Source organism: Nocardia sp. NPDC058176 (assembly GCF_042883805.1).
Taxonomy (GTDB): domain Bacteria; phylum Actinomycetota; class Actinomycetes; order Mycobacteriales; family Mycobacteriaceae; genus Nocardia.
On record NZ_JBHVVA010000001.1, the window covers coordinates 1,412,353 to 1,438,367 of the forward strand.

The 26,015-nt window shown below is 69.2% G+C and carries 25 protein-coding genes; 10 read left to right on the forward strand and 15 right to left on the reverse strand.

Annotated features, from left to right (window positions below; genetic code table 11):
• The first annotated feature begins 37 nt into the window (after positions 1–37).
• Both ACFVVM_RS06600 and ACFVVM_RS06605 read left to right on the forward strand, forming a co-directional pair.
• Positions 38–1,177 carry a hypothetical protein gene (locus tag ACFVVM_RS06600; RefSeq protein WP_387613756.1) on the forward strand — a complete coding sequence of 380 codons (1,140 nt, stop codon included), beginning with the start codon at positions 38–40 and terminating at the stop codon, positions 1,175–1,177.
• Positions 1,174–3,030 carry a neutral/alkaline non-lysosomal ceramidase N-terminal domain-containing protein gene (locus tag ACFVVM_RS06605; RefSeq protein ID WP_387613759.1) on the forward strand — a complete coding sequence of 619 codons (1,857 nt, stop codon included), beginning with the start codon at positions 1,174–1,176 and terminating at the stop codon, positions 3,028–3,030. The genes ACFVVM_RS06600 and ACFVVM_RS06605 overlap by 4 nt, the downstream gene beginning before the upstream one ends.
• On the opposite strand, the gene ACFVVM_RS06610 is transcribed toward ACFVVM_RS06605, so the two are convergent.
• Positions 3,027–3,743 (reverse strand): DsbA family oxidoreductase, encoded by a 717-nt coding sequence (locus ACFVVM_RS06610; protein WP_387613762.1) that lies wholly within the window; start codon positions 3,741–3,743, stop codon positions 3,027–3,029. The genes ACFVVM_RS06605 and ACFVVM_RS06610 overlap by 4 nt on opposite strands.
• A gap of 123 nt (positions 3,744–3,866) precedes the next feature.
• Here ACFVVM_RS06610 and ACFVVM_RS06615 point away from each other — a divergent pair, with 123 nt between their 5' ends.
• The 3 genes from ACFVVM_RS06615 to ACFVVM_RS06625 are packed head-to-tail and all read left to right on the forward strand — an operon-like array spanning position 3,867 to position 7,824.
• Complete coding sequence (locus ACFVVM_RS06615; protein ID WP_387613765.1) at positions 3,867–4,622, forward strand: histidine phosphatase family protein; 756 nt, start codon at positions 3,867–3,869, stop codon at positions 4,620–4,622.
• Positions 4,623–4,671: 49 nt separating this feature from the next.
• The gene (locus tag ACFVVM_RS06620) at positions 4,672–5,943 is read left to right on the forward strand and encodes a threonine/serine exporter family protein (protein ID WP_387613767.1); all 1,272 of its coding nucleotides are present in this window, start codon (positions 4,672–4,674) and stop codon (positions 5,941–5,943) included.
• Positions 5,944–5,967: 24 nt separating this feature from the next.
• Complete coding sequence (locus tag ACFVVM_RS06625) at positions 5,968–7,824, forward strand: Na+/H+ antiporter (protein ID WP_387613770.1); 1,857 nt, start codon at positions 5,968–5,970, stop codon at positions 7,822–7,824.
• Here ACFVVM_RS06625 and ACFVVM_RS06630 read toward each other — a convergent pair.
• Positions 7,821–8,366, reverse strand: a complete 546-nt coding sequence (locus ACFVVM_RS06630) for a TetR/AcrR family transcriptional regulator (protein ID WP_387613773.1) — start codon at positions 8,364–8,366, stop codon at positions 7,821–7,823. The genes ACFVVM_RS06625 and ACFVVM_RS06630 overlap by 4 nt on opposite strands.
• Before the next feature lie 215 nt (positions 8,367–8,581).
• Here ACFVVM_RS06630 and ACFVVM_RS06635 point away from each other — a divergent pair, with 215 nt between their 5' ends.
• Positions 8,582–9,190, forward strand: coding sequence for a TetR family transcriptional regulator (locus ACFVVM_RS06635; RefSeq protein ID WP_387613776.1), 609 nt, complete (start codon positions 8,582–8,584; stop codon positions 9,188–9,190).
• Positions 9,191–9,212: 22 nt separating this feature from the next.
• Positions 9,213–9,869, forward strand: coding sequence for an enoyl-CoA hydratase-related protein (locus ACFVVM_RS06640; RefSeq protein WP_387613779.1), 657 nt, complete (start codon positions 9,213–9,215; stop codon positions 9,867–9,869).
• Here the strand turns inward: ACFVVM_RS06640 and ACFVVM_RS06645 are convergent, their stop codons facing one another.
• From ACFVVM_RS06645 to mshC, 10 genes are all read right to left on the reverse strand, one after another.
• Complete coding sequence (locus ACFVVM_RS06645; protein ID WP_387613783.1) at positions 9,870–10,706, reverse strand: Abi-alpha family protein; 837 nt, start codon at positions 10,704–10,706, stop codon at positions 9,870–9,872.
• Positions 10,707–10,709: 3 nt separating this feature from the next.
• Positions 10,710–12,128 carry a hypothetical protein gene (locus ACFVVM_RS06650; protein ID WP_387613786.1) on the reverse strand — a complete coding sequence of 473 codons (1,419 nt, stop codon included), beginning with the start codon at positions 12,126–12,128 and terminating at the stop codon, positions 10,710–10,712.
• Positions 12,129–12,220: 92 nt separating this feature from the next.
• Positions 12,221–14,146, reverse strand: a complete 1,926-nt coding sequence (locus ACFVVM_RS06655; protein ID WP_387613789.1) for a S9 family peptidase — start codon at positions 14,144–14,146, stop codon at positions 12,221–12,223.
• 10 nt (positions 14,147–14,156) lie between these two features.
• Entirely contained in the window at positions 14,157–14,891 is a 735-nt protein-coding gene (locus ACFVVM_RS06660; RefSeq protein ID WP_387613792.1) for a MerR family transcriptional regulator, read from the reverse strand.
• Positions 14,892–14,962: 71 nt separating this feature from the next.
• A complete protein-coding gene (locus ACFVVM_RS06665; protein ID WP_387613795.1) occupies positions 14,963–15,748 on the reverse strand; it encodes a universal stress protein in 786 nt (261 codons plus the stop codon).
• Positions 15,749–15,834: 86 nt separating this feature from the next.
• The gene (locus ACFVVM_RS06670) at positions 15,835–16,533 is read right to left on the reverse strand and encodes a dienelactone hydrolase family protein (protein ID WP_387613798.1); all 699 of its coding nucleotides are present in this window, start codon (positions 16,531–16,533) and stop codon (positions 15,835–15,837) included.
• 86 nt (positions 16,534–16,619) lie between these two features.
• Entirely contained in the window at positions 16,620–17,213 is a 594-nt protein-coding gene (locus tag ACFVVM_RS06675) for a TetR/AcrR family transcriptional regulator (RefSeq protein ID WP_387613801.1), read from the reverse strand.
• A 76-nt stretch (positions 17,214–17,289) separates the two neighbouring features.
• Positions 17,290–17,661 (reverse strand): DoxX family protein, encoded by a 372-nt coding sequence (locus ACFVVM_RS06680; RefSeq protein WP_387613804.1) that lies wholly within the window; start codon positions 17,659–17,661, stop codon positions 17,290–17,292.
• Between the two features lie 36 nt (positions 17,662–17,697).
• Complete coding sequence (locus tag ACFVVM_RS06685) at positions 17,698–20,268, reverse strand: heavy metal translocating P-type ATPase (protein WP_387613807.1); 2,571 nt, start codon at positions 20,266–20,268, stop codon at positions 17,698–17,700.
• 108 nt (positions 20,269–20,376) lie between these two features.
• Complete coding sequence (gene mshC, locus ACFVVM_RS06690) at positions 20,377–21,615, reverse strand: cysteine--1-D-myo-inosityl 2-amino-2-deoxy-alpha-D-glucopyranoside ligase (protein WP_387613810.1); 1,239 nt, start codon at positions 21,613–21,615, stop codon at positions 20,377–20,379.
• A gap of 306 nt (positions 21,616–21,921) precedes the next feature.
• On the opposite strand from mshC, the gene ACFVVM_RS06695 reads away from it, so the two are divergent.
• A complete protein-coding gene (locus tag ACFVVM_RS06695; protein WP_387613813.1) occupies positions 21,922–22,347 on the forward strand; it encodes a helix-turn-helix domain-containing protein in 426 nt (141 codons plus the stop codon).
• Positions 22,344–23,204 carry an alpha/beta fold hydrolase gene (locus ACFVVM_RS06700; protein WP_387613816.1) on the forward strand — a complete coding sequence of 287 codons (861 nt, stop codon included), beginning with the start codon at positions 22,344–22,346 and terminating at the stop codon, positions 23,202–23,204. Before ACFVVM_RS06695 ends, ACFVVM_RS06700 begins: the two co-directional genes overlap by 4 nt.
• Positions 23,205–23,255: 51 nt before the next feature.
• Here the strand turns inward: ACFVVM_RS06700 and ACFVVM_RS06705 are convergent, their stop codons facing one another.
• Together ACFVVM_RS06705 and ACFVVM_RS06710 are read right to left on the reverse strand one after the other, a co-directional pair.
• Entirely contained in the window at positions 23,256–23,525 is a 270-nt protein-coding gene (locus ACFVVM_RS06705) for a hypothetical protein (RefSeq protein ID WP_387613819.1), read from the reverse strand.
• Between the two features lie 175 nt (positions 23,526–23,700).
• On the reverse strand, positions 23,701–24,666 hold the full coding sequence (locus tag ACFVVM_RS06710) for a helix-turn-helix transcriptional regulator (protein WP_387613821.1): 966 nt from the start codon (positions 24,664–24,666) through the stop codon (positions 23,701–23,703).
• A gap of 114 nt (positions 24,667–24,780) precedes the next feature.
• Between ACFVVM_RS06710 and ACFVVM_RS06715 the strand changes: the two genes are divergently transcribed.
• Positions 24,781–25,176, forward strand: coding sequence for a RidA family protein (locus tag ACFVVM_RS06715; protein WP_387616775.1), 396 nt, complete (start codon positions 24,781–24,783; stop codon positions 25,174–25,176).
• A gap of 37 nt (positions 25,177–25,213) precedes the next feature.
• Here ACFVVM_RS06715 and ACFVVM_RS06720 read toward each other — a convergent pair whose 3' ends face one another.
• Positions 25,214–26,011 carry an SCO1664 family protein gene (locus tag ACFVVM_RS06720; RefSeq protein WP_387613824.1) on the reverse strand — a complete coding sequence of 266 codons (798 nt, stop codon included), beginning with the start codon at positions 26,009–26,011 and terminating at the stop codon, positions 25,214–25,216.
• Positions 26,012–26,015 lie beyond the last annotated feature (4 nt).

The window sequence follows — 26,015 nt, forward strand, 5'->3', positions numbered from 1 at the left end:
ATCCTGAAGGGCACGTACGACCCACGAGGAGCGATTGATGGTGCAGCAGGCACACCGAACCGACGACACCGATCTGGCGGCGATCGGCGCTCGCGTGATTCCCGAGTTCGAGGGCGTGCACGAAGTGTGGCCCCGTGGTGAGCGGCTGCGGGCCGTGCGGGAGTCCGCGGCGGCGTACAAGGAACGCTTCACCGCGCAGGGCCGGATCCGGGCGGTGCGGTCGGTGGACATCGCCGCGGCGCCCTACCCGGTGAAATTCGCGTTCGACAACGCGGTGTCGGTGCCGACGTTGCCGCTGATCTCGATGATCAACCGGATGCTCGTCGTCCAGTACGACGACTGGAACGGCACCCCGCGCACGCTGGTCTTCGAGCCGACGGTGCCCGCGGGGTCGGCCGAGGCACCGTTCTATCGCAACCTGAAGAAACTCACGGGCAAGATCCCCGGCGGTCACCTGCTCGAGAAGGTGATCCTCGAGTACTACAACGAGCCCGGCGACGTGCTCGCGACAGTGGGGTTGCGCGCCGAGGACATCGACTTCTGCACCTTCGACCACCTGCATGTGCAGGACCCGCGCATGATCCTCGGCTCCACCGAGGTCATCGACGGCGAGCCGCGGCCGCGTCGAGCGCTGTTCGGCGATGCCAGGATGCTGGTCCACAGCCGCGAACTCGCCACCCTGCGGTCGCTGCACCCGATGCAGTGGGCGTGGTACGTCGACGGTGGGCTCGACGGTGTCGATCCGGGCAAGTTCGTGACCTTCGACGGCGACATCGAACTCGGCCCCGGCATCGCGCTGCTATGGACACCCGGGCACACCGACGGCAACCACTCGCTGGTCATCAACACCCCCGACGGCGTCTGGGTCTCCTCGGAAAACGGTATCTCCCTGGACAACTGGCAGCCGGAGCTGTCGAAGATCCCCGGCGTGCGCAGGTATCACGAGCAGTTCGGTCGCGAGATCTGCCCGAACGCCAACACCCTCGAGGACTCCCTCGATCAGTACGACTCCATGATCAAGGAGAAGACCATGGCCGACCCGTGCCGCAACGACCCGCGGTGGCTGCAGATTCTTCCCAGCACCGAACTAGCGCCGTGGAAGCGGTTCTGGCCGGTGGTGCCGACCTACGTCCACGGCGGGATCGCCTACGGCGAGATCGAGGCCGGCCTGAAATGACCGCCGGAATGGGCAACCAGTGGCTGGTCGGGCGCGGCATCGCCGATGTGACGGGCGAACCGTGGGGCGTGGGCATGATGGGCTACGGGATGCCGCATCAACGGACCAACGGCATCATCTCGCGGCAGTTCGCGCGGGCCTTCGTGCTCGATGACGGCGACCGTCGGGTGGCGTTCGTGGTCGCCGACATCGGCATGTTCTTCCAGGCCGGTGTCGCGGCCATCCATGAACGGCTCGGGCAGCGTTTTGCCGGCACCTACGGGCCGGGCAACGTCGTGCTCACCGCCACCCACACCCATTGCGGCCCAGGCGGTCACGGCCACGACGTGCTCTACAACATCACCACCGCGGGCCATCACTCCCGCACCTTCGCCCGCCTGGTGGACGGCGTGGTCGAGGCGATCGCCCGGGCCGACGCCGACCTCGCTCCGAGCACCGCGATCCTGACCCGCGCCACCTTGCACACCGCGAGCGCGAACCGCGCACGTTCGGCGTTCGACCGGGATCCGGCCGAGGAGCGCGCGGTCTTCCCCGACGCCATCGACCCGGCCACGCTGCTGCTGCGCTTCGAGCGCGCGGGCAGGCTGGTGGGTGCGATCAACTGGTTCGCGGTGCACAACACCTCGATGACCAACAGCAACCGCCTGATCAGTGCCGACAACAAGGGATGGGCGGCCTACTCGTGGGAGCGGCGCGGCGCCGACCCGCAGGGCAGCGCGCCCGAATTGGTGACGGCGTTCGCGCAGACCAACAGCGGCGACCTGTCGCCCAATCTGGAGCTGCGGCCGGGCAGGGGCCCGACCGACGACGAAGTGGCCAACACCGCGATCATCGGCGCGCGCCAGCTCGACGCCGCCCGCGAACTGGCCGAGCAGGTCGGGGCGGAGCTCACGGCGCTCATCGATGTGCGGCACCGCTACCTGCGGGTCGCCGGGCAGCCGACGCCCGCCGGGCCGACCGGACGCGCGATCCTGGGTGCCAGTTTCGCCGCGGGCAAGCTGACCGACGGGCCGGGCTCGCCGCTGTTCGACGAGGGCAAGCGCAACCCGGTCCCCGAGCTGATCACGAAGGCGCTCTACCGGCTGCTGCCAGGATTGGCCCGCGCGCAGGCGCCCAAAGACCTGTTCTTGCCGATCGGCCCGATGCGCTGGGCGCAGGAAACCTATCTGCTGCAGCTGGTTCGCTGGGGTCAGCTGTATCTGATCTGCCTACCGTTCGAGCTCACGATCGTGGCCGGGTTGCGGATGCGGCGCGCGGTGGCCACCGAACTCGGAGTCGAGCTCGACCTGGTGGTGGTGCAAGGTTATGCCAACGGCTACGGGCACTACGTCACCACGCCCGAGGAGTACGACGAACAGTTGTACGAGGGCGGTGCGACCGTCTTCGGCCGCAACGAGCTCGACGCGCTGCGGAATGCCTTCGTGGAGCTCGCGTCCGCGCTGCGCGAGGGCCGTGCCGTCGAACCAGGGACCCCGCCCCGTCCGCACCGGCTGCGACTCATCGGCCCCACCGGCTCACCGCGGTTCGCGCGCCAGCGGCCGGTGGCGGTCCGCGACGCGCCCACATCCGCGCGCAGCGGACAGACCGTGACCGTGCGGTTCGATGCCGACCACCCCAACGCGGTCCTGCGACCGACCTATTTCCGGGTGGAACGACAGCAGGGTGACGCCTGGCAGGTGGTCGCCGATGACGCCTCGACCACCACCACGATCACCTGGCATCGTGACCTGCGCCTACGCTTCGGCGCCGCGGTGACCTGGGTGGCGGGCGCGCCGGGGACCTACCGCATCACCTATCTGGGCAGCACCGAGGCGACGACGCCGCCGATCACGGTCAGCGGCACCGGTGACTAGGCCGGACCGGGTAGCGCGCAGCCATCGGGGCCGCAGGCATCGGAATCGGCGAGCACCAGCGGCGCCGGACGGTCGTTCCATGCGGTGGTCAGTGCCTGGGTGAACACCTCGACGGGCTGGGCGCCGGAGACCGCGTACTTGTCGTCGAAGACGAAGAACGGCACACCGGTCGCGCCCAGCTGGGCGGCCTCGCGTTCGTCGGCTCGCACGGCATCGGCGTAGGCGTTCGGATCATTCAGTACGGCACGGACTTCGGTCTCGTCGAGCCCGGCGCGCACCGCCAGGGCGACGAGGCGTTCGGGGTCGGCGAAGACCGGTTCGGGCTCGGCGAAGTTGCCCGCGTAGAGCGCGTCGATCATGGCGTCCTGGCGGCCCTTGTCGAGGGCGAAGTGCAGCAGGCGATGCATGTCGAAGCTGTTGCCGAAATCGCGGCCGCTGGTCAGGTAGGGCAGCCCGAGTTCGGCGGCCTGGGCGCCGATCGCGCGTTCGTTGGCGGCCGCCTGCTCGACGGGGATGCCGTATTTGGCGGCGATGCGCGGGATGACCGGGCCGGTCTCGTCGGCGGGCAGGCCGGGATCGAGTTCGAAGGAGCGATGCACCACCTCGACGTCGCCGCGGTGCTCGAAACGCGAAAGCGCTTCTTCGAAGCGGGCTTTGCCCAGGTAGCAGAACGGGCAGTTGATGTCGGTCCAGATCTCTACTCTGGTAGTCACGGGGGCCTCCTCCGGCACGATCTGGACAAGCGTTCAAAGTCTTGGGGGTGCAACATCGGCGACGAGGCCGGTATTCCCCCGGCGCGTCCGGGCACGACAGGACGAGCACGAAGGAACTTCTCGATGACGTTCGATCAGCGAAAGGGGTGGCTGCAGGTGCCCGAGGGACTGGCCGCGCCCCGCGCGCTGGGTGGTTTGTGGGCGATCCGGCACGCCCAGAGCGAGGCCAATGCCTGGTTCGCCGACCCGGCCACCGAGCAGCGGCCGATGCCGGGCACCGACGCCGCGGTGGAGCTCACCGCCCACGGGCACTGGCAGACCCAGCGCCTCGGTGACTGGCTCGGTTCGCTGGCCGGGGTGCAGCGCCCCGGCCTGGTGGTCTGTTCCCCCTACCTGCGCACCCGGCTCACCTGGGCGATGATGGCCGAGGCCGCAGCCGGACGCCATCGACACCTGCGCCCGATCCGCACCCTCGTCGACGAGCGCTTGCGCGACCGCGAGATGGGCGTGTTCGAACTGCACCCGCACAAGGCGATCCAGCGCCGCGCACGGGAGGAAGCGGCGCGGCGCGCCCGCGTGGGCAACTGGGTGTATCGCCCGCCCGGCGGGGAATCGCTGGCCGATGTGGCGCTGCGGGTGCGCAGCTTCCTCGACGAACTCGATACCGTCGCCGCAGGCGAGCAGGTGCTGCTGGTGACCCACGACGCGGTGGTGGTCTCGCTGCGCTACATCCTCGATGGTCTCGGCGCACCGGTGCCGGACTCGCTCGAACCGGTCCCCAACGCCTCGGTGTCGCAGTGGCGGCGCGAAGGTCCGCTGCTGCGGTTGCGGGTGTGGGGTGCGGTGGACCATCTGCGCGCCGACGAGCAGGCCGGTTGACCGCGCGTGTCGCCGGATCGGGCCGTGGGCGGCCGTTACATTCGACGCTATGTCGAACCAGGACACCGATCGACAGCACGTCGAGGCCGAGCTGCGGTTCCTGGCCGAATTGGGCACCTCGACACTGGAATCCGGGTACGCCACCGAGGCGATGATGCTCATGGTCACCACGTGTGCGGCCGCGTGGGGCATGTCGGAGGTGCTGGTCACCGGGATCGGCCGGACGGTGACGGTGCAGTACGTCGACGAGCACGGGCACATCCACACCCGTCAGGCACAGGCCGCGACGCTGGACGCGTTCGACTGCGACCGGATGCGCCGGATCAAGGCCGTGGCCCGGCGGCAGGTGGTCGACCGGCTCGATCCCGAAACCGCCTGCCGTGAGCTGACGGCCGCCGACGCCGGTCCGCAGCCGTTTCCGTGGTGGGCGCTGCAGGCCGGTGGCATGTTGCTGGCGTTCTGTATCTGCCTGCAGATCGGCGGCACCGCCCTGGCGGCGAGCCTGGCCGCGGCCACCCAGCTGGTGGTGAACCTGACCGGACGCGGGCTCGGCGGGCACGGGGTGCCGAGGTTCTTCACGGTCGTCGTGCAGGCGACGGTGGCGGGCGCCTTCGGCGGGACCTTCCATCTGGCCGGATGGCTGACGGTGGCCCAGGCCGCGACCCTGGTTGCCACGACCTGGGTGCTCATCGCGCCACTGCCCCAACTGATCTCGACCGCGATCGACATGGTGAGCGCGGACAGCCTCACCGCACTGGCCCGGGCGCTGGGCGCGGCGCTGATCATCGGCGGGATCGCGCTCGGCGGCGTGCTGATCCTGTCGCTGTCGTGGCGCTTCGATCTGGGGGTCGCCGCGAACGCGGTGCTGCCCGTGCTGCCGGTCTGGCTGGGGATCTGCTTCGCGGTGCTCGGCGCGATCGGTAACGCGCTGTTCAATGTGGGCGGTCCCCGCCTGCTGGCGCCCGCGGCGGTGGCCGGGCTGGTGACCGCTTCGGTGAACCAGGCGCTGATCCACCTCGGGAACATGCCCGCGGCGTGGGCGGGCCCGATCGCGGCGGTCGTGCTGGGTTTCCTCGCCGCGGCCTCGGCGGAGCGGTTGCGGGTGCCGATGTCGGCGCTGGTGCTGGTCGGGATCACCGGTGCGTTGCTGCCGGGTCTGATCGTGTGCCAGGGGTTGATCCTGTCGGTGTATCAGGTGTCGGGGATCGGCTATTTCGTGCAGGCGGGCGCGGTGTGCGTCGGCCTCGGTGTCGGCGCGAGCCTCGGGGTGTATCTGTGGTCGGTGGTGGCACGGCACGGGTTCGCGGCCTCGACCGAGTAGGTCGGTGAGTGGAGGAATGCGCTGATGGGTATCGCGATCGGCTTGGTGGTGCTCGTGGGGTCGGCGACCGCGCTGGCGGCGCTGGCGCGACGGTTCGGGATCTCCGAGCCGCTGGTGCTGACCCTGGCCGGACTGGCGGCCTCGTATGTGCCCGCGGTGCCGGTGGTGCATCTCGAGCCCGAAGTGGTGCTGCTCGGCCTGCTACCGCCGCTGCTCTACACCGCGGCGCTGCGGACCTCGCTGGTCGATTTCCGGACGAATCTGCGCACGATCGCGTCGCTGTCGGTGGGGCTGGTGCTGTTCAGCACCTTCGCGGTGGCGCTGGTGGTGTGGTGGCTGCTGCCGGTGCCGTTCGCGGCGGCCGTGGCGATGGGCGCGGTGGTCGCTCCCCCGGACGCGGTGGCGGCGACCGCGGTCGCGCGGCGCACGGGGATGCCGCGCAGCATCGTCACGGTGCTCGAGGACGAGTCGCTGTTCAACGACGCCACCGCGCTGGTGGCGCTGCGCTCGGCGATCGCGGCGATGGCGGGTGCGGTGACGGTGTGGCAGATCGGTGGTGACTTCGTGGTCGCCGCGGGCGGTGGTGTCGCGGTCGGCGCGCTGGTCGCGGCGGCGATGGTGCTGCTGCGCAGGCGGATCACCGATCCGGTGCTCGACACCACGGTGTCGCTGCTCGGGCCGTTCGTGGCGTATCTGCCCGCCGAGCACCTGCACGGTTCCGGCGTGATCGCGGTGGTGACGTGCGGGATGATCCTCGGCCACGGTGCGCAACGCTGGCAGGGCGCGGCCTCGCGGGTGGCGGAGATGACGAATTGGCGCACGATCCAGTTCGTTCTGGAGAGCACGGTGTTCTTGATCATCGGGCTGCAGGTGCGCTGGATCGTCGACGGCGCCTGGCACAGCGGCCTCGACCATCACACGCTGATCCTCACCGCACTCGCGGTCCTGGCGGCGGTGATGCTGGCCCGTCCGATCTGGGTGTTCACCCCGGTGCTGGTGGCCCGGCTGACGGGTCGACCGAGCGTGCCGTTGAGCCATGCCGCGGTGGTGTCGTGGGCGGGGATGCGCGGGGTGGTGACGCTGGCGGCGGTGTTGCTTCTGCCCGATTCGACACCGCAGTTGCCGGTGCTGGAACTGCTGGCGCTGGTCGTCGTCGGTGGCACGCTGCTCGTGCAGGGGACCTCGCTGCCGTGGCTGGTGCGGCTGCTGCGCCTGCGTGGCCCCAGTCGCGCCGAGGACGCGCTGGCCAAAGCCGACCTGCTGCAACAGGCTTCGAGCGCGGGCCTGGCCGAGCTGGACCGCCGGATCGGCCCGAACACGCCGGAACCGGTGATCGAGTCACTGCGCCAGCGCCTGATCTGGCGCACCAACGCGGCCTGGGAACGGCTCGGCCGCCCCGAAGCCGAACTGGCGACACCGACCGCGGAGTACCGGCGGCTGCGGCTGGCGATGCTGGCGGCCGAACGCGATGCGGTCCTGCGCGTGCGCGATTCGGGTGCGGTCGACTACGAGGTGCTCCAACACGTGCTGTCGCGCCTCGATCTCGAGGAGTCGATGATCGACCGGTTCGACGAGGCCGACGACGAGTCGCCCGAGGAACCGCTCTCCGGTGCGGCACCGGCCGACGGCTGCGTCCATCTCGCGCAGGCGCCGCTGCTGCGCGAACCCGTCGGCGAGCACGTCTGCCCGGAGTGCGTGCGCGAGGGGTTGCGCTGGGTGCATCTGCGGATGTGCACCGCCTGCGGGCACATCGGCTGCTGTGAGTCCTCGATCGGCAACCACGCGGTGGCTCATTTCCGGGCGAGCGCGCATCCGGTGATGCGCAGTGTCGAACCCGGTGAGGTGTGGCGCTGGTGCTATGTGGACGAACTGCTCGGCTAGTGCCGGTGCGAGTAGATCAGGCGGGCGTATTCGGCCAGCAGCCGGTCGAGTTCGGTGGGTTCGCCCGCGGCGGCGAGCTGCTGGTAGCCGATCAGCATGGCCATCCCGAACTCGGTGACCACGGTCGAGGTGGCCTCGTCGCCCACGACGCCGTCGATCACGCGGTGCACGGTGCGCCGCCGCGAGGCATCGACCCGTTTGACGGTGACGTGTACCGATTCGTCGTTGGCGGCCCAGGCGCGCAGGGCGGCTTCGGCGCCGTGTTCGAGACCGCTGGCCAGCTCCGACATCGCGCGCACGTCGGCGTCGGGGTCGCCGTGGCCGACATCGAGGGCGCGTAGTTCGAGCATCTGCCGGTTCTCCCAGTGCTCGAGCAGCGTGTCGACGAAGCCCTGCCAGGAACCGAAGTGGTGGTAGAAGGAACCACTGGTCACCCCGAGCCGACGGCACAGCACACCGATGTTGAGGCCTTTGAAGCCGAACTCGGCGAGCACCGCGACGGCGGTGTCGAAGTACTGCTCCTTGGTGACCACTCGGGACATCGCGATGCCGTTCTGTTCGTGCGGGCAGGGGCCGAAGAATGCGAACAGTACCCCATCGTATCGAGTCCCCGGGGAAGCATAACGAAGTCTATGTTTTGGCCCGAAGCGTCGAACCGTCGACGAAATATCAAGCGCTGGAACGACATCCAGGAACAACGCCGATATGAACCCACCCGAACGCAGTAACAGAGCAGACGCTCTGTAAACTATTGTTCATGCCGAGACCCCGCACGCACGACCCGCAGACCGTCCTGGACGCCGCCGAGAACCTCGCCGCCGCTTCGGGTCCGGCCGCGGTCACCGTGCGCGCCGTCGCCGCCGCCACCGGAGTCTCGAACGGGGCGCTGTATCACACCTTCGGCTCACGCCAGGAAGTGCTGGCGCGCACCTGGTTACGCGCCGCGCACCGATTCCTGGACCTGCAATCCGAGGCGGTCGCGCCGGCATTGGCCGCCACCGGGCATGCCGCCAGGATCGACGCGGTGATCGATGCCGCCGAGACGCCGGCGCGCCTGGCCGAGCGTCACCCCGGCTCGGCGCGGCTGCTGCTGCTCGTCGACCGGGCCGAGCTGCTCGCCGGTGACCTGCCGCCCGCCCTGGCCAAGGAGATCACCGACACCGAGAAGGCGCTGCTGGCCACCCTGAGCCGGCTGGCCCGCGCCCTGTGGGGCCGCGCCGACCGGCGCGGTGTCGCCACCGTCACCACCTGCCTGGTCGACCTGCCGACCGCCCTGCTGCTGCGCCGCGACCGGCTCACCGATCCCCTGGCCCGCGCCCACCTGCGCGCCGCCGTCCGTGCCGTGCTCGAGCTCGGCCCCCACTGATTCCCACCGGAAGGAAACCACCATGCCCACACTGACCCACCAGGATTCGATCGCCGTGCTCGATCTCGGCGACGGCGAGAACCGCTTCTCCCCCGACTTCCTCGACGAGGTCCACGCCCACCTCGACGCCGTCGTCGCCGCGGGCGCCGGCGCCCTGGTGACCACCGCCACCGGCAAGTTCTACTCCAACGGCCTGGACCTGGACTGGCTGGCGGCCAACGGCGAGAGCGCCACCCAGTACGTCGAAGCCGTGCACACCCTGTTCGGCCGCGTCCTGACCCTGCCGATGCCCACCGTCGCCGCGATCGGCGGCCACGCCTTCGGTGCGGGCGCGATGCTGGCCATCGCCCACGACTACCGGGTGATGCGCGCCGATCGCGGCTTCTTCTGCTTCCCCGAGGCCGATATCCGCATTCCGTTCACCAACGGGATGGCCGCGCTCATCCAGGCCAAGGTGCCCCCGAAGACGGCGATCGCCGCCATGACCACGGGCCGTCGCTTCGGCGGATCCGACGCGCAGGCGGTCGACCTGGTCGACGCGACCGCCGCCGAGAACGAAGTCCTCACCACCGCGGTGGATCTGGTGACCCCGTACACCGGCAAGGATCAGGCGACGATGACCGCCATCAAGTCGGTGATGTTCGCGCGCGTGCTCGACGCGCTGCGTGGCAAGGACTGATCACGGCAGCCGGGGGCCCTTGCCCAGATAGACGTCGCCGCGATCGTCGCTGGCCCAACCGCCCCCGGTGTAGTCGTCCAACACGAAACACGCGTCGCAGAACTGCCTGCCGAACACCGACAGGTAGATGCTGCGGTACTGGCTGATCGCGCGCATGTTCACCGACTTGTAGGCGACCTGCGCCGAGGGCTGTGCCTCGAGGAAGGCGTAGCGGCGGAAGTCGGCGACCGGTTCGGTGGAGAACCGAACGAGTCCGAGGCGGCTGAGGTTGCCCAGATAGTGGTGGTCGCGGTCGGGAATCGCGCACCCGGCCATGTAGGCGATCATGTTGATGCCGTCGGCGAGTCGCTGCGAGCCGATCCCGAACGGTGTCCTGGTCCGGATGTCGATCGCCGGTTGCGGACCGGCCACGGCGAGGAACCGCAGGATGCGGGCCTCGTCGGGGGTCAGGTCGTGCAGGATCGGGATGAACGAGGGATGCACATCGCGCGGCTGCTGCGCCGAATCCCAGCCCTCGGTGATCATCGCATCGCCCATGGTCTTGAGATCCTCGGCGGCGGCACCGGGTTCGATCGGCCCGTACACGCCGTTGGCGGTGCTCGTCAGCCCCAGCGCGCCCAGGGCGGTGCGGCGCAGCATGTCCACGCGCTCGTCGATGATCTGCGACATCGGTTCGCCCGCGCGGATGTCGTCGACGAGGTCGGTGGCGGTGTGCAGCGCGCCCTTGGTGACCGCGCCGACGATGTGGCGCAACGACAATCCGGCGATGCGGGCCAGCCCGACCAGGTCGGTCGGGATCCCGGGATCGGGTTCGGGTTCTTTGCGCGGCTCGTCCATGACTCACACTCCGAAGATCAGCAGATGCGCGACGCCGACGAGCACACCGAGCGCGCCACCGTGCGCGTACAGCAGCCAGGCGTCCTGTTCGATGGCGGTGTAGAGCATTTCGACGAACTCCTCGGGCGGCAGTTCGCGCAGTTTCTCGGTGGCCAGGCGGTCGACGCTGGCCGCGGTGGTCTGGGAGAAGTCGACGTCGTCGGCCAGCCACGGCTTCATCTCCGCGGCCAGGTTCACCCCCGCGGTGGCCTGGATGGCGTCGAATTGGCGCGGCCCCACCGCGAGCCGGGTCACCGACCGCAGCGGCCCGAGCACCCGGTCGATCTCGGCTTTGAGGAAGTGCGCGATGACCGCGCGGGTCTTGTCGCCGCTGGGCCCGTCGAGCAGTTGCTCGGTGACGACGTCGAGGGTGACGATCTGGTAGCCGATGGCGTGCCCGAGGTCGGCGGCCGCCTGATGCTGGCGTTTGGCGAATTTCGCGACCCGCCACGGGTATTTGTAGCGCGGCTGCGGCGAGGCCGGTTCGAACACCACCTTGATCGCGATGATGTTGACCACCACCCCGATCGTCGCGGCGCCCAGGACCACCCACGCCCATGCCGGCAGCAGATGCAGGATCGTGTAGAGCCAGCCGGGCAGTTCGATCACCGCGGGGGTGTCACCATGGGGAGTGCTGTAGTGCAGCAACGACAACCACAGTGCCAGCACCACCCCGAACGGGAACCCGATCACCCCGATGCGGGTCATGAAACGCAGTTCCGGCGCGCCGAGTCCGTAGATGACGTCCTTGAGCAGTTCCGGGCGGCGCCGCAGATAGCCGACGACCATCAGCTTCACATCCAGCAGCTGGTCGATGTTGGCGCCGATGAAGTCGAAGGCGCGATCGGTGATCGCGGGCAGTTCGGCCTCGACCCGCGCGTAGATGGCTTCGCGTGCGCGCGGCGGCATGTCGGCCCACAGCTGCGGATGTTCGGTGACCATGATGTTGTCCACCATCGAGCGCACATTGGGCAGCGCGACGTGGGCGACCTGCGCGGAGATCTTGCGCGGGTCCATCTGGTCGAAGAAGTCCTTGGCGGTGCCGATCTTGGCGACGGCGTTGTCGACCATCAGGCTGGCCATCTTCTCCGCACGGGCCGGGATGAACCCCTGGAAGCCGAGGATGCCGCCGGGGGCGAAGGTGGGCAGGATCTGCACCTTGCGCGGCAGGAACGGGAAGATCGTCTTCAGGCCGGGTACGTAGAAGCCGGTGAACCGCACCGGCGCGAACAACATGATCACCCCGGTCCAGTTGGTGATCAGACCGGCCACCGCGCTGAAGATCGGAATGCTGATCATGTCGAGCCAGAAACGGTTCAGCCCGGTGAGTTCTTCCCAGTCCAGCAGGCCGAAGAAACCGGCCGCCTCGATCCCAGCATTCATCCGGCGTCCACTCCGTCGTGTTCCGAACCGCGCGCGTTCGGTCATCATAGGTGACCGATAGGCCCGTTTCGGGCATGTTCGACGGTTACCCGCTAAACCGGAGCAAACCTGATATAGGCGCCCAGATGCCGGGCGAAATGCTGTTCGACGGCGCGATAGAGCCGGATCTGGTTCTCCGGGTTGACGAAACCGTGGCCTTCGTCGGCGGCGAGCAGGTACTCGACCGGGACGCCCCGCTCGCGCAGGGAGGCGACGATGTTGTCGGATTCGGCCTGCACCACCCGAACGTCGTTGGCGCCCTGGGCGACCAGCAGCGGGGTGCGGATGCGATCGGCCATGGTCAGCGGTGAGCGGGCGAGCATGTCGGCTTCCTGGGCGGGGTCTTCGGGGTCGCCGACGTAGAGGTACCAGTTGTTGACGTTGTAGGGCCGGGTGAACGGTGGCAGGGTCCGCAGGAAGTTGGCCAGGTCGGAGATGCCGACGTAGTCGACCGCGGCGGCGAAGTAGTCGGGGGTGACGGTGACGCCGACCAGTGCCGCGTAACCGCCGTAGGAGCCGCCCATGATGCCGATCCGGGCCGGGTCGGCGATGCCCTCGGCCACCAGATGGTCGGCGGCGTCGATGAGGTCGTCGTGCATGGCGGCGGCGAATTCGCCGATGGCGGCGGTGGTGTGGCGTTTGCCGTAGCCGGTCGAACCACGGAAGTTGACCTGCAGGACCGCGCAGCCGCGATTGGCGAGGAATTGCACCAGCGGGTCGTAGCCCCAGGTGTCGTGCGACCACGGCCCGCCGTGCACCAGCAGCACCAGCGGCAGGTTCCGGGGCTCGACCCCCACCGGCAGGGTTTGGAGAGCGTGCAACGGCAACCCGTCGCGTGCCGGGAATTCGATCGCGGTCATCGGGGCCAGCGCGGCCGGGTCCAGGCGCGGGTAGGCACGGAACAACTGTCGGCTCTCTCCCGTCACGTGATCGTAGAACCAGGCCACCGCGGGGTCCCGGTCGTGCAGGAAGGTCGCCACCCAGCGTTGCTCGGACTCATCGGAGGACAGGGTGCCCAGGACGCCGTCGGACAGCTGTGCGAGACGGGCGTAGACCTCGGCGAAGTGCGGGTCGATCACCTCGATCCGGGGCCGGTCACCGACGAAGCGGGCCGCGAGGACCTCGCCGGTGCGCCGGCTCAGGAACACCGTCGGCGGCAGCACGTCCGGTGCCATCGTGCCCTTGATGTCGAGGCTGTGCCCCGGTACCGCGGCGACGACGGTCTCCTGCCCGGTCTCGCGGTCGATCCGGACCAGGCGCAGATCGTCGGAATCCTGGTAGGAGCCCACGAGCAGGCCCTGTCCGTCCGGTGTGGCCAGCTGTGGTTGCGCGCCCATCGGATGCTCGGCGCCGCCCACTCGGTGCAGCAGGCGTGTGTCCCCGGTGCCGGGGTCGATCGCGGAGAACTCGAAGGCGCCGTCCTCGGCCAGCCGCGCGCCGAAGGCGGGCCGGTCGTGCCGGTCGAGCAGGACGGTCTCGCCCGGTTCGGTCTGCTCCAGATGCAGTGTTGTCGACCCGTCGGCGACATCGATGCGGAACGTGTCGATGAACATCGGCCGCTGGTTCATCCACACCAGCACGGTTCCCGGGACCTCGGCGGAGGGTTCGGCGCCGAACACCCGTGAGCCGGGCGCCAGGGGTGTCAGGTCTACGGCGGGCTCGTCGGGTGCGTCGAGGTCGACGCGGAACAGGTGCCAGTCCTCGTTGCCGTCGGTGTCCTGCAGGTACAGCAGCCAGCGCGGGTCGTCGGTCCAGTAGTAGGTGGTGATGCCGCGGCGCGCGTCGTGGGTGACGCACACCGCGTCCGCGTGGTCCTCGTCGATCCCGCGCACCCAGATGTTGCGGCGCCCGTGCGCGGGGGCGCGGTAGGCGATGCGGGTGCCGTCCGGTGAGATCGACGCCCCGGAGAACTCCGGGTCGGCGAAGAACTCCTCGATGTCGATCAGTTCGGGCGGGCCCTGGCTCGTCGATGTCGTCATGTGCGACTCCTCAGGGTCGGTGCGGATCGTCGGCCGATTCGGCGACGATCGAATGGACGCGCCGCAGCACTCGCAGCTGCGCCGGGTGATACAGATCGCGCAGCATCTGGGTCATGGTCTCCCGGGTGAGTTCGGCGCCTTCCTTGGCGTACGCGGCGGGATCGGCGGCCCACGGATGCCCTTGCCGCAGCTCACGGATCACCGGCGCCATCCGCCGGGCCAGGTCCGCGATCGTTTCGTCGTCGGCGTCGGCGGGCAACTGTTCGAACTCGGCGTCGGTGGGATCCTGGTGCGCCATCATCTCGGTCAGCTGCGCCATGGCCTCGGGGGTGAAGAGCCGGGAGTAGATCATGATGATCGACCGGTCCGCGGCGGACAGGTCACGGGCGAGGTGGCCGAAGCCGGCCGGGACATCGACCGGTGCCCGATGCCGCAGGATGACCGCCAGTTCCGCACGGATCCGCTGCAACCGTTCGATGGTCCCCGCGAGCTCGGCGTCGAGCACCCGGATCGCCTCGTCGGGGTCCTCGTCCGCGCGGCCCATCGCCGCGATCTGCGCCAACGGCACCTCGAGATCGCTGAGCCGTTTGATCTGCAGCAGCCGCACCAGATGCTCGGTGCGGTACTGCTTGTAGCCGTTCGCCGCGCGTTCGGGTTCGTCGAGCAGTCCGATCTGGTGATAGTGCCGGACCGTCTTCACCGTCGTGCCGGCCAGCTCGGCGAGCTGCCGCGTACTCCACGCCATCATCGGCCCTTCCCGTGTGCTGCCGACACCAGTGGAAACCATGCCCTTGGGGCACAGTCAACTCCGGGTGGTCACGGGGTCGTGTTCACCAGCAGCAGGTTGGTGTCGATGTCGTGGGTGACCTTGTTGGCCACCGAGCCGAGCAGCCGGGCCGGGCCGCTCATGCCACGGTTGCCGATGACGACCATGTCGTACTTCCACGCCGCGTTGCACAGGGCCTCGGCGGCGGGGACGCCGGTGAGGACATCGCGGCCGAACAGGTCGGGATCCTCGACCGCGGCGGCGGCCTCGACCTCCAGGAGGGTCTGTGCGCCCTCGTCGTCGGTCTTGGCGGCGGTCACCAGGAACGGGCGCGCGCCCATGGCGACGGCGACCTCGTAGCCGCGGCGCACCGCCAGGATCGAACTCGGGGATCCGTCGGTGGCCAGCCCGATCGTGGTCCAGCGTTTGGGGACGTTGTGGGTGAACAGCACATCGGTCGGGCTGTGATGGGACACGTGGTTGGCGGTCGACCCGGTCAGCCGGGCCTTCGAGCTGCCGAGCCCGCGGCCGCCGATCACCAGCAGCGCGTCCGGTTGCTGTTCGACCGCCTCCAGCAGCACGGTGCTCGCCGCGCCCGGCAGTTCCAGCCGCGTCACCTCCGCCGCCCCCGCTTCGACCAGGATCTCGGCGGCCGCCGCGGTGATCTCCTCGGCGGATTCGGGTCCGATCGCCGCCTTGCGCGCGGAGTCCTTCCACACCGCCAACGCCGTGACCGGGATCTCCCACCGCGCCGCCATCTCACCGGCCACCGCCAACGCGACCTGCGCGTCCTCGGAGCCGTCGGTCCCCACCACGATGCGCTGGTAGAACCCCATTGGACGCTCTCCGATCGGACGATGAGCAGATCAGCTGCGATTGGGCACAGTATAAGCGCCGCACACCACCGGCAACCGGGACGCGATCACGCGGTGTCCGTGCGCAGGTGCCGGTCGAAGAAATCGAAGACGCGTTGCCAGGCATCCGCCGAGGCGGCCACGTCGTGGCCGAGCCCGATGCGTTCGAGCACCGAGTTTCCGGGAAACACGTTGGCGAAGCCGTGCGTGGCGGAGTAGGTCTTGATGTCGTGTTCGACACCGTTGACGGTGAGTGCCTGTTGGAGTCTGGTCGCGCCGTCGCGCAGGAACGGGTCACGGGTGGCGTAGCTGGCAACCACCGGGCAGGCACCGTCGAGCAGGGCTTTGTAGTCGCCGTAGAGCGAGGCGTAGAAGGGTGCGGCGGCGGCGAAGCCCGCGGGTGCGCTCAGCAGGGCGAAACCGCCGCCCATGCAGAAGCCGAGCACGGCGATGCGGCCGGTGCAGTCGGGCTCGGCGGCCAATCGATCACGCGCGGCCAGAATCTCACCGACAGCCGGACCCTCGCCGGTGAACAACAACGAACGGTAGATCTCTTTGATGCACCGGGCACGACCTCGGGTGAACAGATTCGGCGCGATCGCCAGATACCCGTTGGCGGCGAGGTGTTCTAGTTGACCGCGCAGATCATCGGTGACACCGAGCCCGTCGTGCACAACCACCACCCCCGGCCACGGGCCCTCCCCTGTCGGCCGAACCAACAGCACGTCGAGTTTCCCTGCCGGTGAGGCGATCTCGATACTGTCCATGCTCCGAAGGTAAGCCCTGACCACGACGGGCGCAGCGGTTCGGCCGCGTTGCGCGAGGACATCCTGGGTCTCGCGCCGGGAGCGGGTCAGACCGCCGGTTGGGTGACGGCGGCGAGCCGGGTGGTGAACAGGTGTTCCAGTTCCTCGATGATGGTGTCGAGGGGGGCGGTGGATTGTTCTGTGCGGCAAAGGATTACCGCGCCTTCGATGGCGGCGACGGCCAGGGTGGCGAAGCTTTCGGCTTGGGCGCGTGGCAGGTTCTCGGCGGTCATCGTGGCGACCAGGCCGGCGTGCCAGCGCTCGAAGATGGCGGCGACGACGGGGCGCAGCGCGTCGTCGTCGGGGGAACCGCCGACAGCGACCGAGACGACGGGGCAGCCCGCGGTGAAGTCGGAGGCGCGCAGCATCGCGGTCCAGAACTCACCGAAGAAGTGCAGCGCGCCGAGGGGGCCGCGCACGGCGGCGTCCTCGATGATGGCGCCGATGGTGTCACCGGCCCGAACGAGTGCCGCACGGACCAGTTCGGCGCGGCCGCCGGGAAAGTGGTGATACACCGAGCCCCGGGGCGTCTGGCTGCGGGCCAGCACGGCATCGACGGTGACACTCCCGGCGCCACGCTCGCGCATCAGCTCCACGGCGGCGACGAGCATTTTGTCCCGGGTACCCGAGCGCGCTCCCATCGGTGACAGATCCTCTCCTCGACTGCTATGCCACCGAGCATAGTGCGGTTTCCGGCCCCGGCTCTGGCGCGCTCGTTCAGAGCGCGACTGATCGAGCGATGGCGACGAACAGTGCTCCGGCGACCAGCAGCGCCACGACCGGGAGCGCCTTGTACTCACCACGCCGGGCGTGCACGATCCCGGCTCCGACCATCAGTGCGGCCAGGGCGTATCCGGCGATTGGGGTGAGGGCCGGAAGCACATCCAGGGCCCACGGCAGGACGAGTCCGAGTGCGCCGGCGACCTCGGCGAGGCCGATGAGCCTGATCGAGGACTGACTGAAATCGTTGGCCCATCCCATATTGGGGTTCTCGAGAATCTTCCCCTTCGACTGGACCAGCTTGTTCACGCCGGCCCCACCGAAAATCAGGGCGATGATTCCCGTGACGATCCATACCGCGATGTCCACTGTCTGTTCCCTTCTGTGTGACCGGGCGGCTCGGTGTCAATCGGCTGTCCCGCCGACGCTGCCGTCCAGGCTGGGTTCCCGATGCCGAACTCCCTCCCCGCGCTCACTGGTCGGCGCGGTCGGCAGTGACAGGCGCTTGAGGTGCAAGGCGTTGAGCGCGACGATCAGGCTCGACCCCGACATGGCCATCGCGGCGATCTCCGGGCGCATCGTCAGACCCCACGGCGCGAACACACCGGCCGCGATCGGCAGGGCGATGCCGTTGTAGCCGACCGCCCAGAACAGGTTCTGGCGCTCCTTGCGAACGGTGCCGCGCCCGATCCGCAATGCCGTCGACACGGTGAACGGGTCCGAGCGCATCAGGACGACATCGGCGGTCTGGATGGCGACATCGGTGCCCGCGCCGATCGCGATGCCGAGGTCCGCGCGAGCCAGGGCGGGTGCGTCGTTGACACCGTCACCGACCATGGCGACCTTCTTGCCGGAGCGTTGGAGTTCGGCCACGCGGTCGGCCTTGTCGGCGGGCAGCACGTCGGCGATCACGGTATCGATACCGAGGTCGGCGGCGATGCGTTCGGCGGTGGCCCGGTTGTCGCCGGTCAGCATCACGACCCCGACACCGAGTTCGTGCAGGGCGGAGACCGCGTCGGCGGAGGTCGGGCGCGGGGCGTCGGCCAGGGCGATCACCGCGGCCGCGGTGCCGTCGACGGCGACCAGGACCGCGGTGTGGCCCGCGGCGGCGAGGGTGTCGCGCTGGGTCGCGAGCTCGCCCAGGTCGACGTGTTCATGGTCGAGCAAGCCGCGGTTGCCGACGAGCACACGCTGCCCGTCCACGGTGGCGACGGCTCCCCTGCCCGGCACATTCTGGAACTCCTTCGCCGAAAGCACGTGCACGTCATGGTTTTTCGCGTACTCGACGATCGCCTGAGCGAGGGGATGCTCGGATTCGAGCTCCACCGCCGCGGCCAACGCGAGAACCCGGTCGGTGTCGACACCATGCGCGGCCACCACATCGGTCACCTCGGGCTTGCCCTTGGTGAGGGTGCCGGTCTTGTCCAGCACCACCACATCGATACGGGCCGCGTCCTCGAGCGCGGTCGCGTTCTTGAACAGCACCCCGCGTTTGGCGCCGAGACCCGTGCCGACCATGATCGCCGTCGGCGTCGCGAGGCCGAGCGCGTCGGGACAGGTCACGACGACGACGGTGATCGCGAACAGCAGCGCCTTGCTCACCGACGCCCCGAGCAGCAGCCACACCACCAGCGTGGTGACACTGCCGAGAAGCGCGACCAAGGTCAGCCAGAACGCGGCCCGGTCCGCCAGTCGTTGTCCGGGCGCTTTGGAACCCTGTGCCTGCTGCACCAGTTCGACGATCTGGGCCAGCGCGGTGTCGGAACCGACCTTGGTGGCCTCGACCCGCAGACTGCCGGTGGTGTTGATGGTCGCGCCGATCACCGCCGAACCGGGCTCCTTGCGCACCGGCAGGCTCTCGCCGGTCACCATCGACTCGTCGACCTCGCTCGACCCGTCGAGCACCGTGCCGTCGACCGCGATCTTGGACCCGGGCCGCACCAGCAGCACATCACCGACCGCGACCTCGGCGGTCGGCACCTCCACTTCCTCGCCGTCGCGCAGCACGACCGCCTTCGGTGGCGACAGATCGAGCAGGGAGGTGACCGCGTCGCCCGCACCGCTGCGCGCCCGCATCTCGAACCAGTGCCCGAGCAGCACGAAGGTGGCCAGCATGGTGGCGGCCTCGTAGAACACCTCGCCGCCGCCGGTCAGCGTGATGTACAGCGAATACAGCCAGCCGGTGCCGATACCGACCGAGACCAGCACCATCATGTCGAGGGTGTGCGCCTTCAACGCCCGCACCGCACCGGTGAAGAAGATCGTCGAGGAGTAGAAGATCACCGGCAGGCTCAGCAGCAGCATCCAGATGTCGGCGCGCATCCCGAACGGGACCGGCAGGTGCAGGCCGAGCATGTGCGTGGCCATCGGCGACCACAGCATCACCAGGGTGGAGAAGACGAGCGCGACCAGGAACCGGTTGCGCATGTCGCGGGCCATCGAGTCCATGGACATGGACGCGTGATCGTGGCCGCCGTGGTGTGTGCCGGAGTCCTGGGCACGTGACCGGACGACGGTGTCGGCGTCGCCGCGTGTGCGTTCGGGGTGCGCGTGAGGTGCGTGCTCGGAACGTGGTGCGGGCGTCGATGGGTGCTCGGAACGCGAGTCGGGCGCGATCGGAGCCTCGTCGGCGTGTGGGGCGGCGCTGTGAGGATGCGCCGACGGGTCGCTGTCAGAACCGCCGACGCGTCGATGGGCACGCGGCTCGCTCATCGGATCGCACAGATGCCCTGGCACCGACCGGCCCGAACAGTGGTAACCACAGTCGCGAACCCAGGCGCGCAGGTCGGCGACCGAGGTGCGCGTCGGGTCGTAGGTGACCGTGGCGGTCTGGGCAACCGGATTGGCCTCGACCGCGAGCACCCCGGGACGGTGACGCAGACCGGCCGTCAGGACTCCGTGGGAACTCGCCCGGAGTTGGCCGCCGACGTGCAGGACCGTCGTGGCCGGGGTGGGGCTGTTCGTCGTGTCGCCCATCGCCGCTCCCGTCGCCCGCCGAACGCACGACGCGACAGCGACGAGCGCCTCACCTCATCGCGACTGTACCGGGCAACGGTCTCGGATCGGCGCAGGTCGCGGGCGTCCTCAGAGTGCGATGCCGAGCAGCGCGTCCACGGCGGTGCGGACCAGTGCGGGCGCGTCGGTGTCGGTGCCGCCGTAGGCGATGGCTTGTTCGGCCCAGTTGTCGACGGCGTCGAGCGCCTTCGGGGTGTCGAGGTCGTCGGCCAGGTGCTGGCGCAGCCGGGCGATCGTGTCTGCGGCGGCCGGGCCCGCGGTCAGGGAGACCGCTTCCCGCCAGCGGGCCAGCCGGGTCTGCGCGGCGGCGAGCACGTCGTCGTCCCACATGCGGTCGCTGCGGTAGTGCCCGGCGAACAGGCCCGCGCGGATCGCGGCCGGGTCGACCCCGGAGCGGCGCAGCTTCGAGACCAGCACCAGATTGCCGCGCGACTTCGACATCTTCTCGCCGTCGAGGCCGATCAGCCCGGCGTGCACGTAGTGGCGGGCGAAGCGGCGCGCGCCGGTGATGGCCTCGGCGTGCGCCGCGGAGTACTCGTGGTGGGGGTAGATCAGGTCCGAGCCACCGCCCTGGATGTCGAACTCGGTGCCGATGCGGTTGAGCGCGATCGCCGAACACTCGATGTGCCAGCCGGGACGGCCCGCACCGAACGGCGCCTCCCACGACGGCTCGCCCTCGCGTGCGGCCCGCCACAGCAGTGCGTCGATGGTGTCGCGCTTACCGACCCGGTCGGGGTCGCCGCCGCGTTCGGCGAACAGGGTCTCCATGGTGGCGCGGTCGTAGCCGGACTCGTAGCCGAACTGCTCGGTGGCGTCGGTGCGGAAGTAGATGTCGGGGTATTCGGCGTCGTCGACGATGTAGGCGGCGCCCGCGGCGAGCAGCTTCTGCACCAGCTCCACCACCTCTTCCACCGATTCGATGGCGCCGATGTAGTCGCGCGGGGGCAGCACCTGCAGCGCGGTCATGTCCTCGCGGAACAGCGCGACCTCGGAGTCGCCCAGATCGCGCCAGTCGATGCCGTCACGGGCTGCGCGTTCGAACAGCGGGTCGTCGACATCGGTGACGTTCTGCACGTAGTGCACGTCGTGGCCCGCGTCGCGCCACTGCCGGTTGATCAGGTCGAACGTCAGGTAGGTGGCGGCGTGCCCGAGGTGGGTGGCGTCGTAGGGAGTGATGCCGCAGACGTACATCTTCGCGGTCGCGCCAGGGGTGACCGGGCGGACCTGGCGATCGGCGGTGTCGAACAACCGCAACGGCGGCCCGGTTCCGGGGACGGTAGGTAGGGCGATATCGGACCAGGACTGCATGATTCGAGGGTAGAGCCCCCGCGCGGGTGCTCGGCCCGCGGCCCGGTCCAGACGGTTGCTCACGGTGACGGCGCGCGGCCCGCTACCTGCACACAAACGTGTTCCGGGGACACCGTCAAGGATTCGGCTCACGCAGAACCCCTGGTCGCGGCGTTATCGGTCGAATCGGGCGTGATCGGGTGCGACGCGGCGCGTGAGCTGGGCGAACGGTTGCCCAATCGCGAGCGCCGCGACCATTCTCACAGTCACATACTCCTTATAATTCCCTATTGCTCCCTATACGTATGTTCATTTAGGGTTGTTTACATGACGGATCGCTTCTATTCGGTGGAACAGGTCGCCGAACTGCTCGGACTGCACGTTCGCACCGTGCGCAGCTACGTCCGCGACGGCAAACTGCCCGCGGCCCGCATCGGCAAGCAGTACCGGATCGCCCACGACGACCTCGAAGCGTTCACCGGCCTGCCGATCACCACCCCCGCGGCGCCGGGCGGCACCCGCCACGCCGAGGCCTCGTGCATCGTCGAGATCGACGACATCGACCGCACGATGGCCGACCGGATCACCACCCTGCTCACCGCGACCGCCACCACCCGCGGTCCCGGCGGACAGGCCCTGCGCGTGGAGACGAGCTACGACCCGGCTCGCGCCCGGCTGAAGGTCATCGTGCTCGGCGGCCTCGCCGACACCGCGCGCCTGCTCGACTACATGGACGGAGTCCTCACCTCATGACCGGCATCTACAAATCCGACACCGGCCGCCGAGCCATCGAAGAGCGCTACCGGGCCCGCTTGGACGCCTGGCCGGTGCCGCGCGAGGAACTCCGCGTCCCCACCGCCGCCGGGGAGACCTTCGTCGTCGCCTCCGGACCGGCAGACGCGCCTCCACTGGTCCTGCTGCACGGTTCGGGCGCCAATGCAGGCACCTGGCGCGGCGACATCACCGACTGGTCGGCGCACTACCGCGTCTACGCGGTGGACCTGCCCGGCGAGCCCGGCTTCAGCGTGCCCACCCGGCTCGACCTGACCACCGACGCGACCGCGAGCTGGCTCGACGAGGTCCTCGACGGGCTCGGACTCGACACCATCGCGCTCGTGGGGATGTCACTGGGCGGATGGACCGCGCTCGACTATGTGCTGCGCCGGCCGGGGCGTGTCACGAGCCTGGTCCTGCTGTGCCCCGGCGGGCTCGGCAAGCACCGGTACGGGTGGCTGGTGAAGGCGATCGGCCTGCGACTGCTCGGCAGGCACTCCGTGCGCGACGTGGCACGTGTCGGTCTCGGACTCGGCCCCGACGACGCGGCGGCCGAGGAGATCCTCGACGAGATCGAATTGACGTTCACCCACTTCTCGCCCCGGTCGGGACGACTGCCCCGATTCCGCCAGGAGCAACTACGGGATGTGGACATCCCGGTTCTGGTAATCGTCGGTGAGAAGGACGCGCTGTTCGACTCCGCGCGCACCGCCGAACTCGCCCGCGGCGGATTCACGCGCGGCGAGGTGCGCCTGCTTCCCGGTGCCGGTCACGCACTGCTCGGGCAGACCGTTCCGATTCGGGAGTTCTTGCAGGACAACGCTTTACGACACTGAACGAGAAAGGTGTCGCCGCGCGTCGGGAGCGGCGACACCTCACTCAGCCGATCACGCCTGGGCGTAGCACTGCACGTTGAGAGTGTCGGCGTCCGCGCCGAAGTGCGGCAGCGCGTAGTAGGCGGCACCGACCTGATCGGGCGCCTGCACGGTGACATCGGGCAGCGGCGCACCGGTGTTGCGGTCGGTGGCGGTGCACACGAAGGTCTTCTCCTTCCACCAGCCGGCCGGGAACGCCTGGGCGGGCGCGGCGACGGCGGCGACCGCGCCGGTGAGCAGCAGCGCGGCGGCGGAGGTGGTGACGATCGAACGGGTCGACATAGGTTTCCTCTGATCTAACGGTCGGTACGAAAGTGCTTGGAGCACATTAACACCGGCCGTGACGGGGAAAACAGCACAATTGGCGAAGCCTGCGAAGGCCGACCGAAACCGCCGTGTGCAGGCACGATCCGACATTCGCCGGGTCTGTGAAGACGAACGAACACCAGCGGTGGAGTCAGGCGTAGCGGGCGGCGAGCGCGGTCGCGCGGTCGTGCAGGGCGACGCGCAACTGCGGCGGGGACAGCGCTTCGGCATCCGATCCGAGCTGCCACAGCGCCCATTCGGCATGTCGGGAATCCTGAAAAGTCAGCTCCAAGCGCAACCAGCCATCCGCGTCGGGCACTTCCACCAGGACAGCCACCGCGGTGTTCAGCAGCTCCTCCCGCCGAGCGGGATTCACCCGCACCACCACCGCGATCTGATCGCCCCCGGACCGGAACCGCGTACTGCGTTCCCGCCAGATCCGGTCCAGATCCACCTGACTCGGCCGCTGGGCGGGTTCGGGGAGCTCCTGCGCGGCCACGACCCGCGAGAGGCGATAGGTGCGGTCCACACCCGACCTCGTGGCCAGCAGATAGGCGCGCTCACGCACCGTCACCAGGCCGATCGGGTCCACCGTGCGCCACTTCGGCGGCTGATCGGTGGCCGCGTAGTGGATGCGCAGCTTGTGCCCGGCGAGCACCGCGCGACGCACCTCGATCATCGCCGCACCCGACACCTCCTCGGTGACCGTACGCCGGGCCAGCAGATCGGTCTCCGGATCGACGAGAAGCCGTTGCGCCGCATCGCTGGTGCTGGCCCGATGACTTTCCGGCAACGCGTCGACCACCTTGCGCATCGCCGAAGCCAGCGCCGAGCCGAGACCGAACACCTGCTCGCCGCGACCCGACCCCGCGGTCAGCAAGGCCAGTGCCTCGTCGTGATTCAGTCCGGTCAGCTCGGTCCGGAACCCGGGCAGCAGCGCGAAACCGCCGTGCCTGCCACGTTCGGCATAGACCGGGACGCCCGCCGCGGACAACGCCTCGATGTCGCGCAGCACGGTGCGGGTCGACACCTCGAGCTCACGGGCCAGCGTGTCCGCGGTCAGGCGACCGCGCTGACGCAGCAACAGCACCAGCGAGACCAGGCGATCGGCACGCATCCCAGAACTTTATCGGAATACCTGACCGAGGATGTCGTGATTTGTGGGCAGGCTCGTGCTCACCCGTCGACGACGACGGCCATCGACACACAGCGAAACGGAGCAGAAGTGACAATCGAACGAACCGCGGTCAACCCGGTGACGTGGTCGCAGGAGCTGGGATTCAACCAGGGCGAGGTCGTTTCCGGACACACCCGAACCCTGTACTGCTCCGGGCAGACCGCGACGAACTCCGAGGGCAAGCCCGAACACGACGGTGACATGGCGGCGCAGGTGGCGCTCAGCCTCGACAACCTCGAGGCAGTCCTCGGCGCGGCGCAGATGTCACTGGCGAACCTCGTGCGGCTCAACGTCTACACCACCGACGTCGACCTGCTCTTCCAGCACTACGGCGTGCTCGCCGCACGATTGGGCGCCGCCGGCGTCGCACCGACCACCACGATGCTCGGCGTGACACGCCTGGCGATCCCCGGTCAGCTCATCGAACTGGAGGGAACCGCCGTCGGGTGAGGTGACCGCACCGCCGGTCGCTGATGCCGGTGCCGACTCAGAACGCGGGCCAGGGAATCGGGCGCGCGGAGTTCGGCACCGGCATCACCGGATGCTCCAGCAGCGCCTTCGTGCGCTCGGTCAACGCGGTGATCTCGGCGTCGGTGATGTGCACGGCCAGCGAATCCGCCACCGCGCCGGGCAGATTCGCGGCGAAGGTCGTGATGTCGGTGATCAGCGACTCGTGCACCTCGTGCCCCGCCCATCCCCACAGCACGGTCCGCAGCTTCGGCTCACTGTGCAGGCAGATGCCGTGATCGACCCCGTACACCTGCCCGTCGACACCCTCGAGCGCGTGCCCGCCCTTGCGATCGGCGTTGTTGAGCAACAGATCCAGCACCGCCATCCGCTGCAGCCTGGGATCGTCGGCATGGATGAGCGAGACCTCGTTGCCGTCGCCGTCGAGAGCGCGCAGCACCTCGCAGAATCCGGCCGGAACGGTACCGGGCGTGCACAGATCCACCAGGTCGTGCCGCTGCCTGGCATCGGTGTGATTGTCCACCGAGGTCACCCAGCGCTGCACCATGCCCGGCCCGAACGGCCCGTCGCGCAACACCGTTTCGGGAATCACACCCCAGCCGAGCTGCTCGGAGATCAGATACGACGCCACCTCGCGTCCGGCCAGCGTGCCATCGGGGAAATCCCACAGCGGACGCTCGCCACGCACCGGTTTGTAGACCACCCGCAGCGGGGCACCGTCGGGTTCGGGTGCGGCGATCTCGCACACCAGCGTCAGATTGCTGGCCACACCCACCCGCCCGACGATGTCCAACTCGCCCTCGGTGATCACCGACACCCGG

Bases quoted from the DNA above. Each gene is read 5' to 3' on its own strand.
- ACFVVM_RS06615 (WP_387613765.1), top strand. From the start codon at position 3,867: ATGACGTTCGATCAGCGAAAGGGGTGGCTGCAGGTGCCCGAGGGACTG.
- ACFVVM_RS06655 (WP_387613789.1), bottom strand. From the start codon at position 14,146: ATGACGACATCGACGAGCCAGGGCCCGCCCGAACTGATCGACATCGAG.
- ACFVVM_RS06635 (WP_387613776.1), top strand. From the start codon at position 8,582: ATGCCGAGACCCCGCACGCACGACCCGCAGACCGTCCTGGACGCCGCC.
- ACFVVM_RS06710 (WP_387613821.1), bottom strand. From the start codon at position 24,666: ATGCGTGCCGATCGCCTGGTCTCGCTGGTGCTGTTGCTGCGTCAGCGC.
- ACFVVM_RS06685 (WP_387613807.1), bottom strand. From the start codon at position 20,268: ATGGGCGACACGACGAACAGCCCCACCCCGGCCACGACGGTCCTGCAC.
- ACFVVM_RS06645 (WP_387613783.1), bottom strand. From the start codon at position 10,706: ATGGACGAGCCGCGCAAAGAACCCGAACCCGATCCCGGGATCCCGACC.
- ACFVVM_RS06625 (WP_387613770.1), top strand. From the start codon at position 5,968: ATGGGTATCGCGATCGGCTTGGTGGTGCTCGTGGGGTCGGCGACCGCG.
- ACFVVM_RS06620 (WP_387613767.1), top strand. From the start codon at position 4,672: ATGTCGAACCAGGACACCGATCGACAGCACGTCGAGGCCGAGCTGCGG.
- ACFVVM_RS06670 (WP_387613798.1), bottom strand. From the start codon at position 16,533: ATGGACAGTATCGAGATCGCCTCACCGGCAGGGAAACTCGACGTGCTG.
- ACFVVM_RS06695 (WP_387613813.1), top strand. From the start codon at position 21,922: ATGACGGATCGCTTCTATTCGGTGGAACAGGTCGCCGAACTGCTCGGA.
- ACFVVM_RS06600 (WP_387613756.1), top strand. From the start codon at position 38: ATGGTGCAGCAGGCACACCGAACCGACGACACCGATCTGGCGGCGATC.
- ACFVVM_RS06630 (WP_387613773.1), bottom strand. From the start codon at position 8,366: ATGTCCCGAGTGGTCACCAAGGAGCAGTACTTCGACACCGCCGTCGCG.
- ACFVVM_RS06675 (WP_387613801.1), bottom strand. From the start codon at position 17,213: ATGGGAGCGCGCTCGGGTACCCGGGACAAAATGCTCGTCGCCGCCGTG.
- ACFVVM_RS06660 (WP_387613792.1), bottom strand. From the start codon at position 14,891: ATGGCGTGGAGTACGCGGCAGCTCGCCGAGCTGGCCGGCACGACGGTG.
- mshC (WP_387613810.1), bottom strand. From the start codon at position 21,615: ATGCAGTCCTGGTCCGATATCGCCCTACCTACCGTCCCCGGAACCGGG.
- ACFVVM_RS06650 (WP_387613786.1), bottom strand. From the start codon at position 12,128: ATGAATGCTGGGATCGAGGCGGCCGGTTTCTTCGGCCTGCTGGACTGG.
- ACFVVM_RS06665 (WP_387613795.1), bottom strand. From the start codon at position 15,748: ATGGGGTTCTACCAGCGCATCGTGGTGGGGACCGACGGCTCCGAGGAC.
- ACFVVM_RS06700 (WP_387613816.1), top strand. From the start codon at position 22,344: ATGACCGGCATCTACAAATCCGACACCGGCCGCCGAGCCATCGAAGAG.
- ACFVVM_RS06705 (WP_387613819.1), bottom strand. From the start codon at position 23,525: ATGTCGACCCGTTCGATCGTCACCACCTCCGCCGCCGCGCTGCTGCTC.
- ACFVVM_RS06605 (WP_387613759.1), top strand. From the start codon at position 1,174: ATGACCGCCGGAATGGGCAACCAGTGGCTGGTCGGGCGCGGCATCGCC.
- ACFVVM_RS06640 (WP_387613779.1), top strand. From the start codon at position 9,213: ATGCCCACACTGACCCACCAGGATTCGATCGCCGTGCTCGATCTCGGC.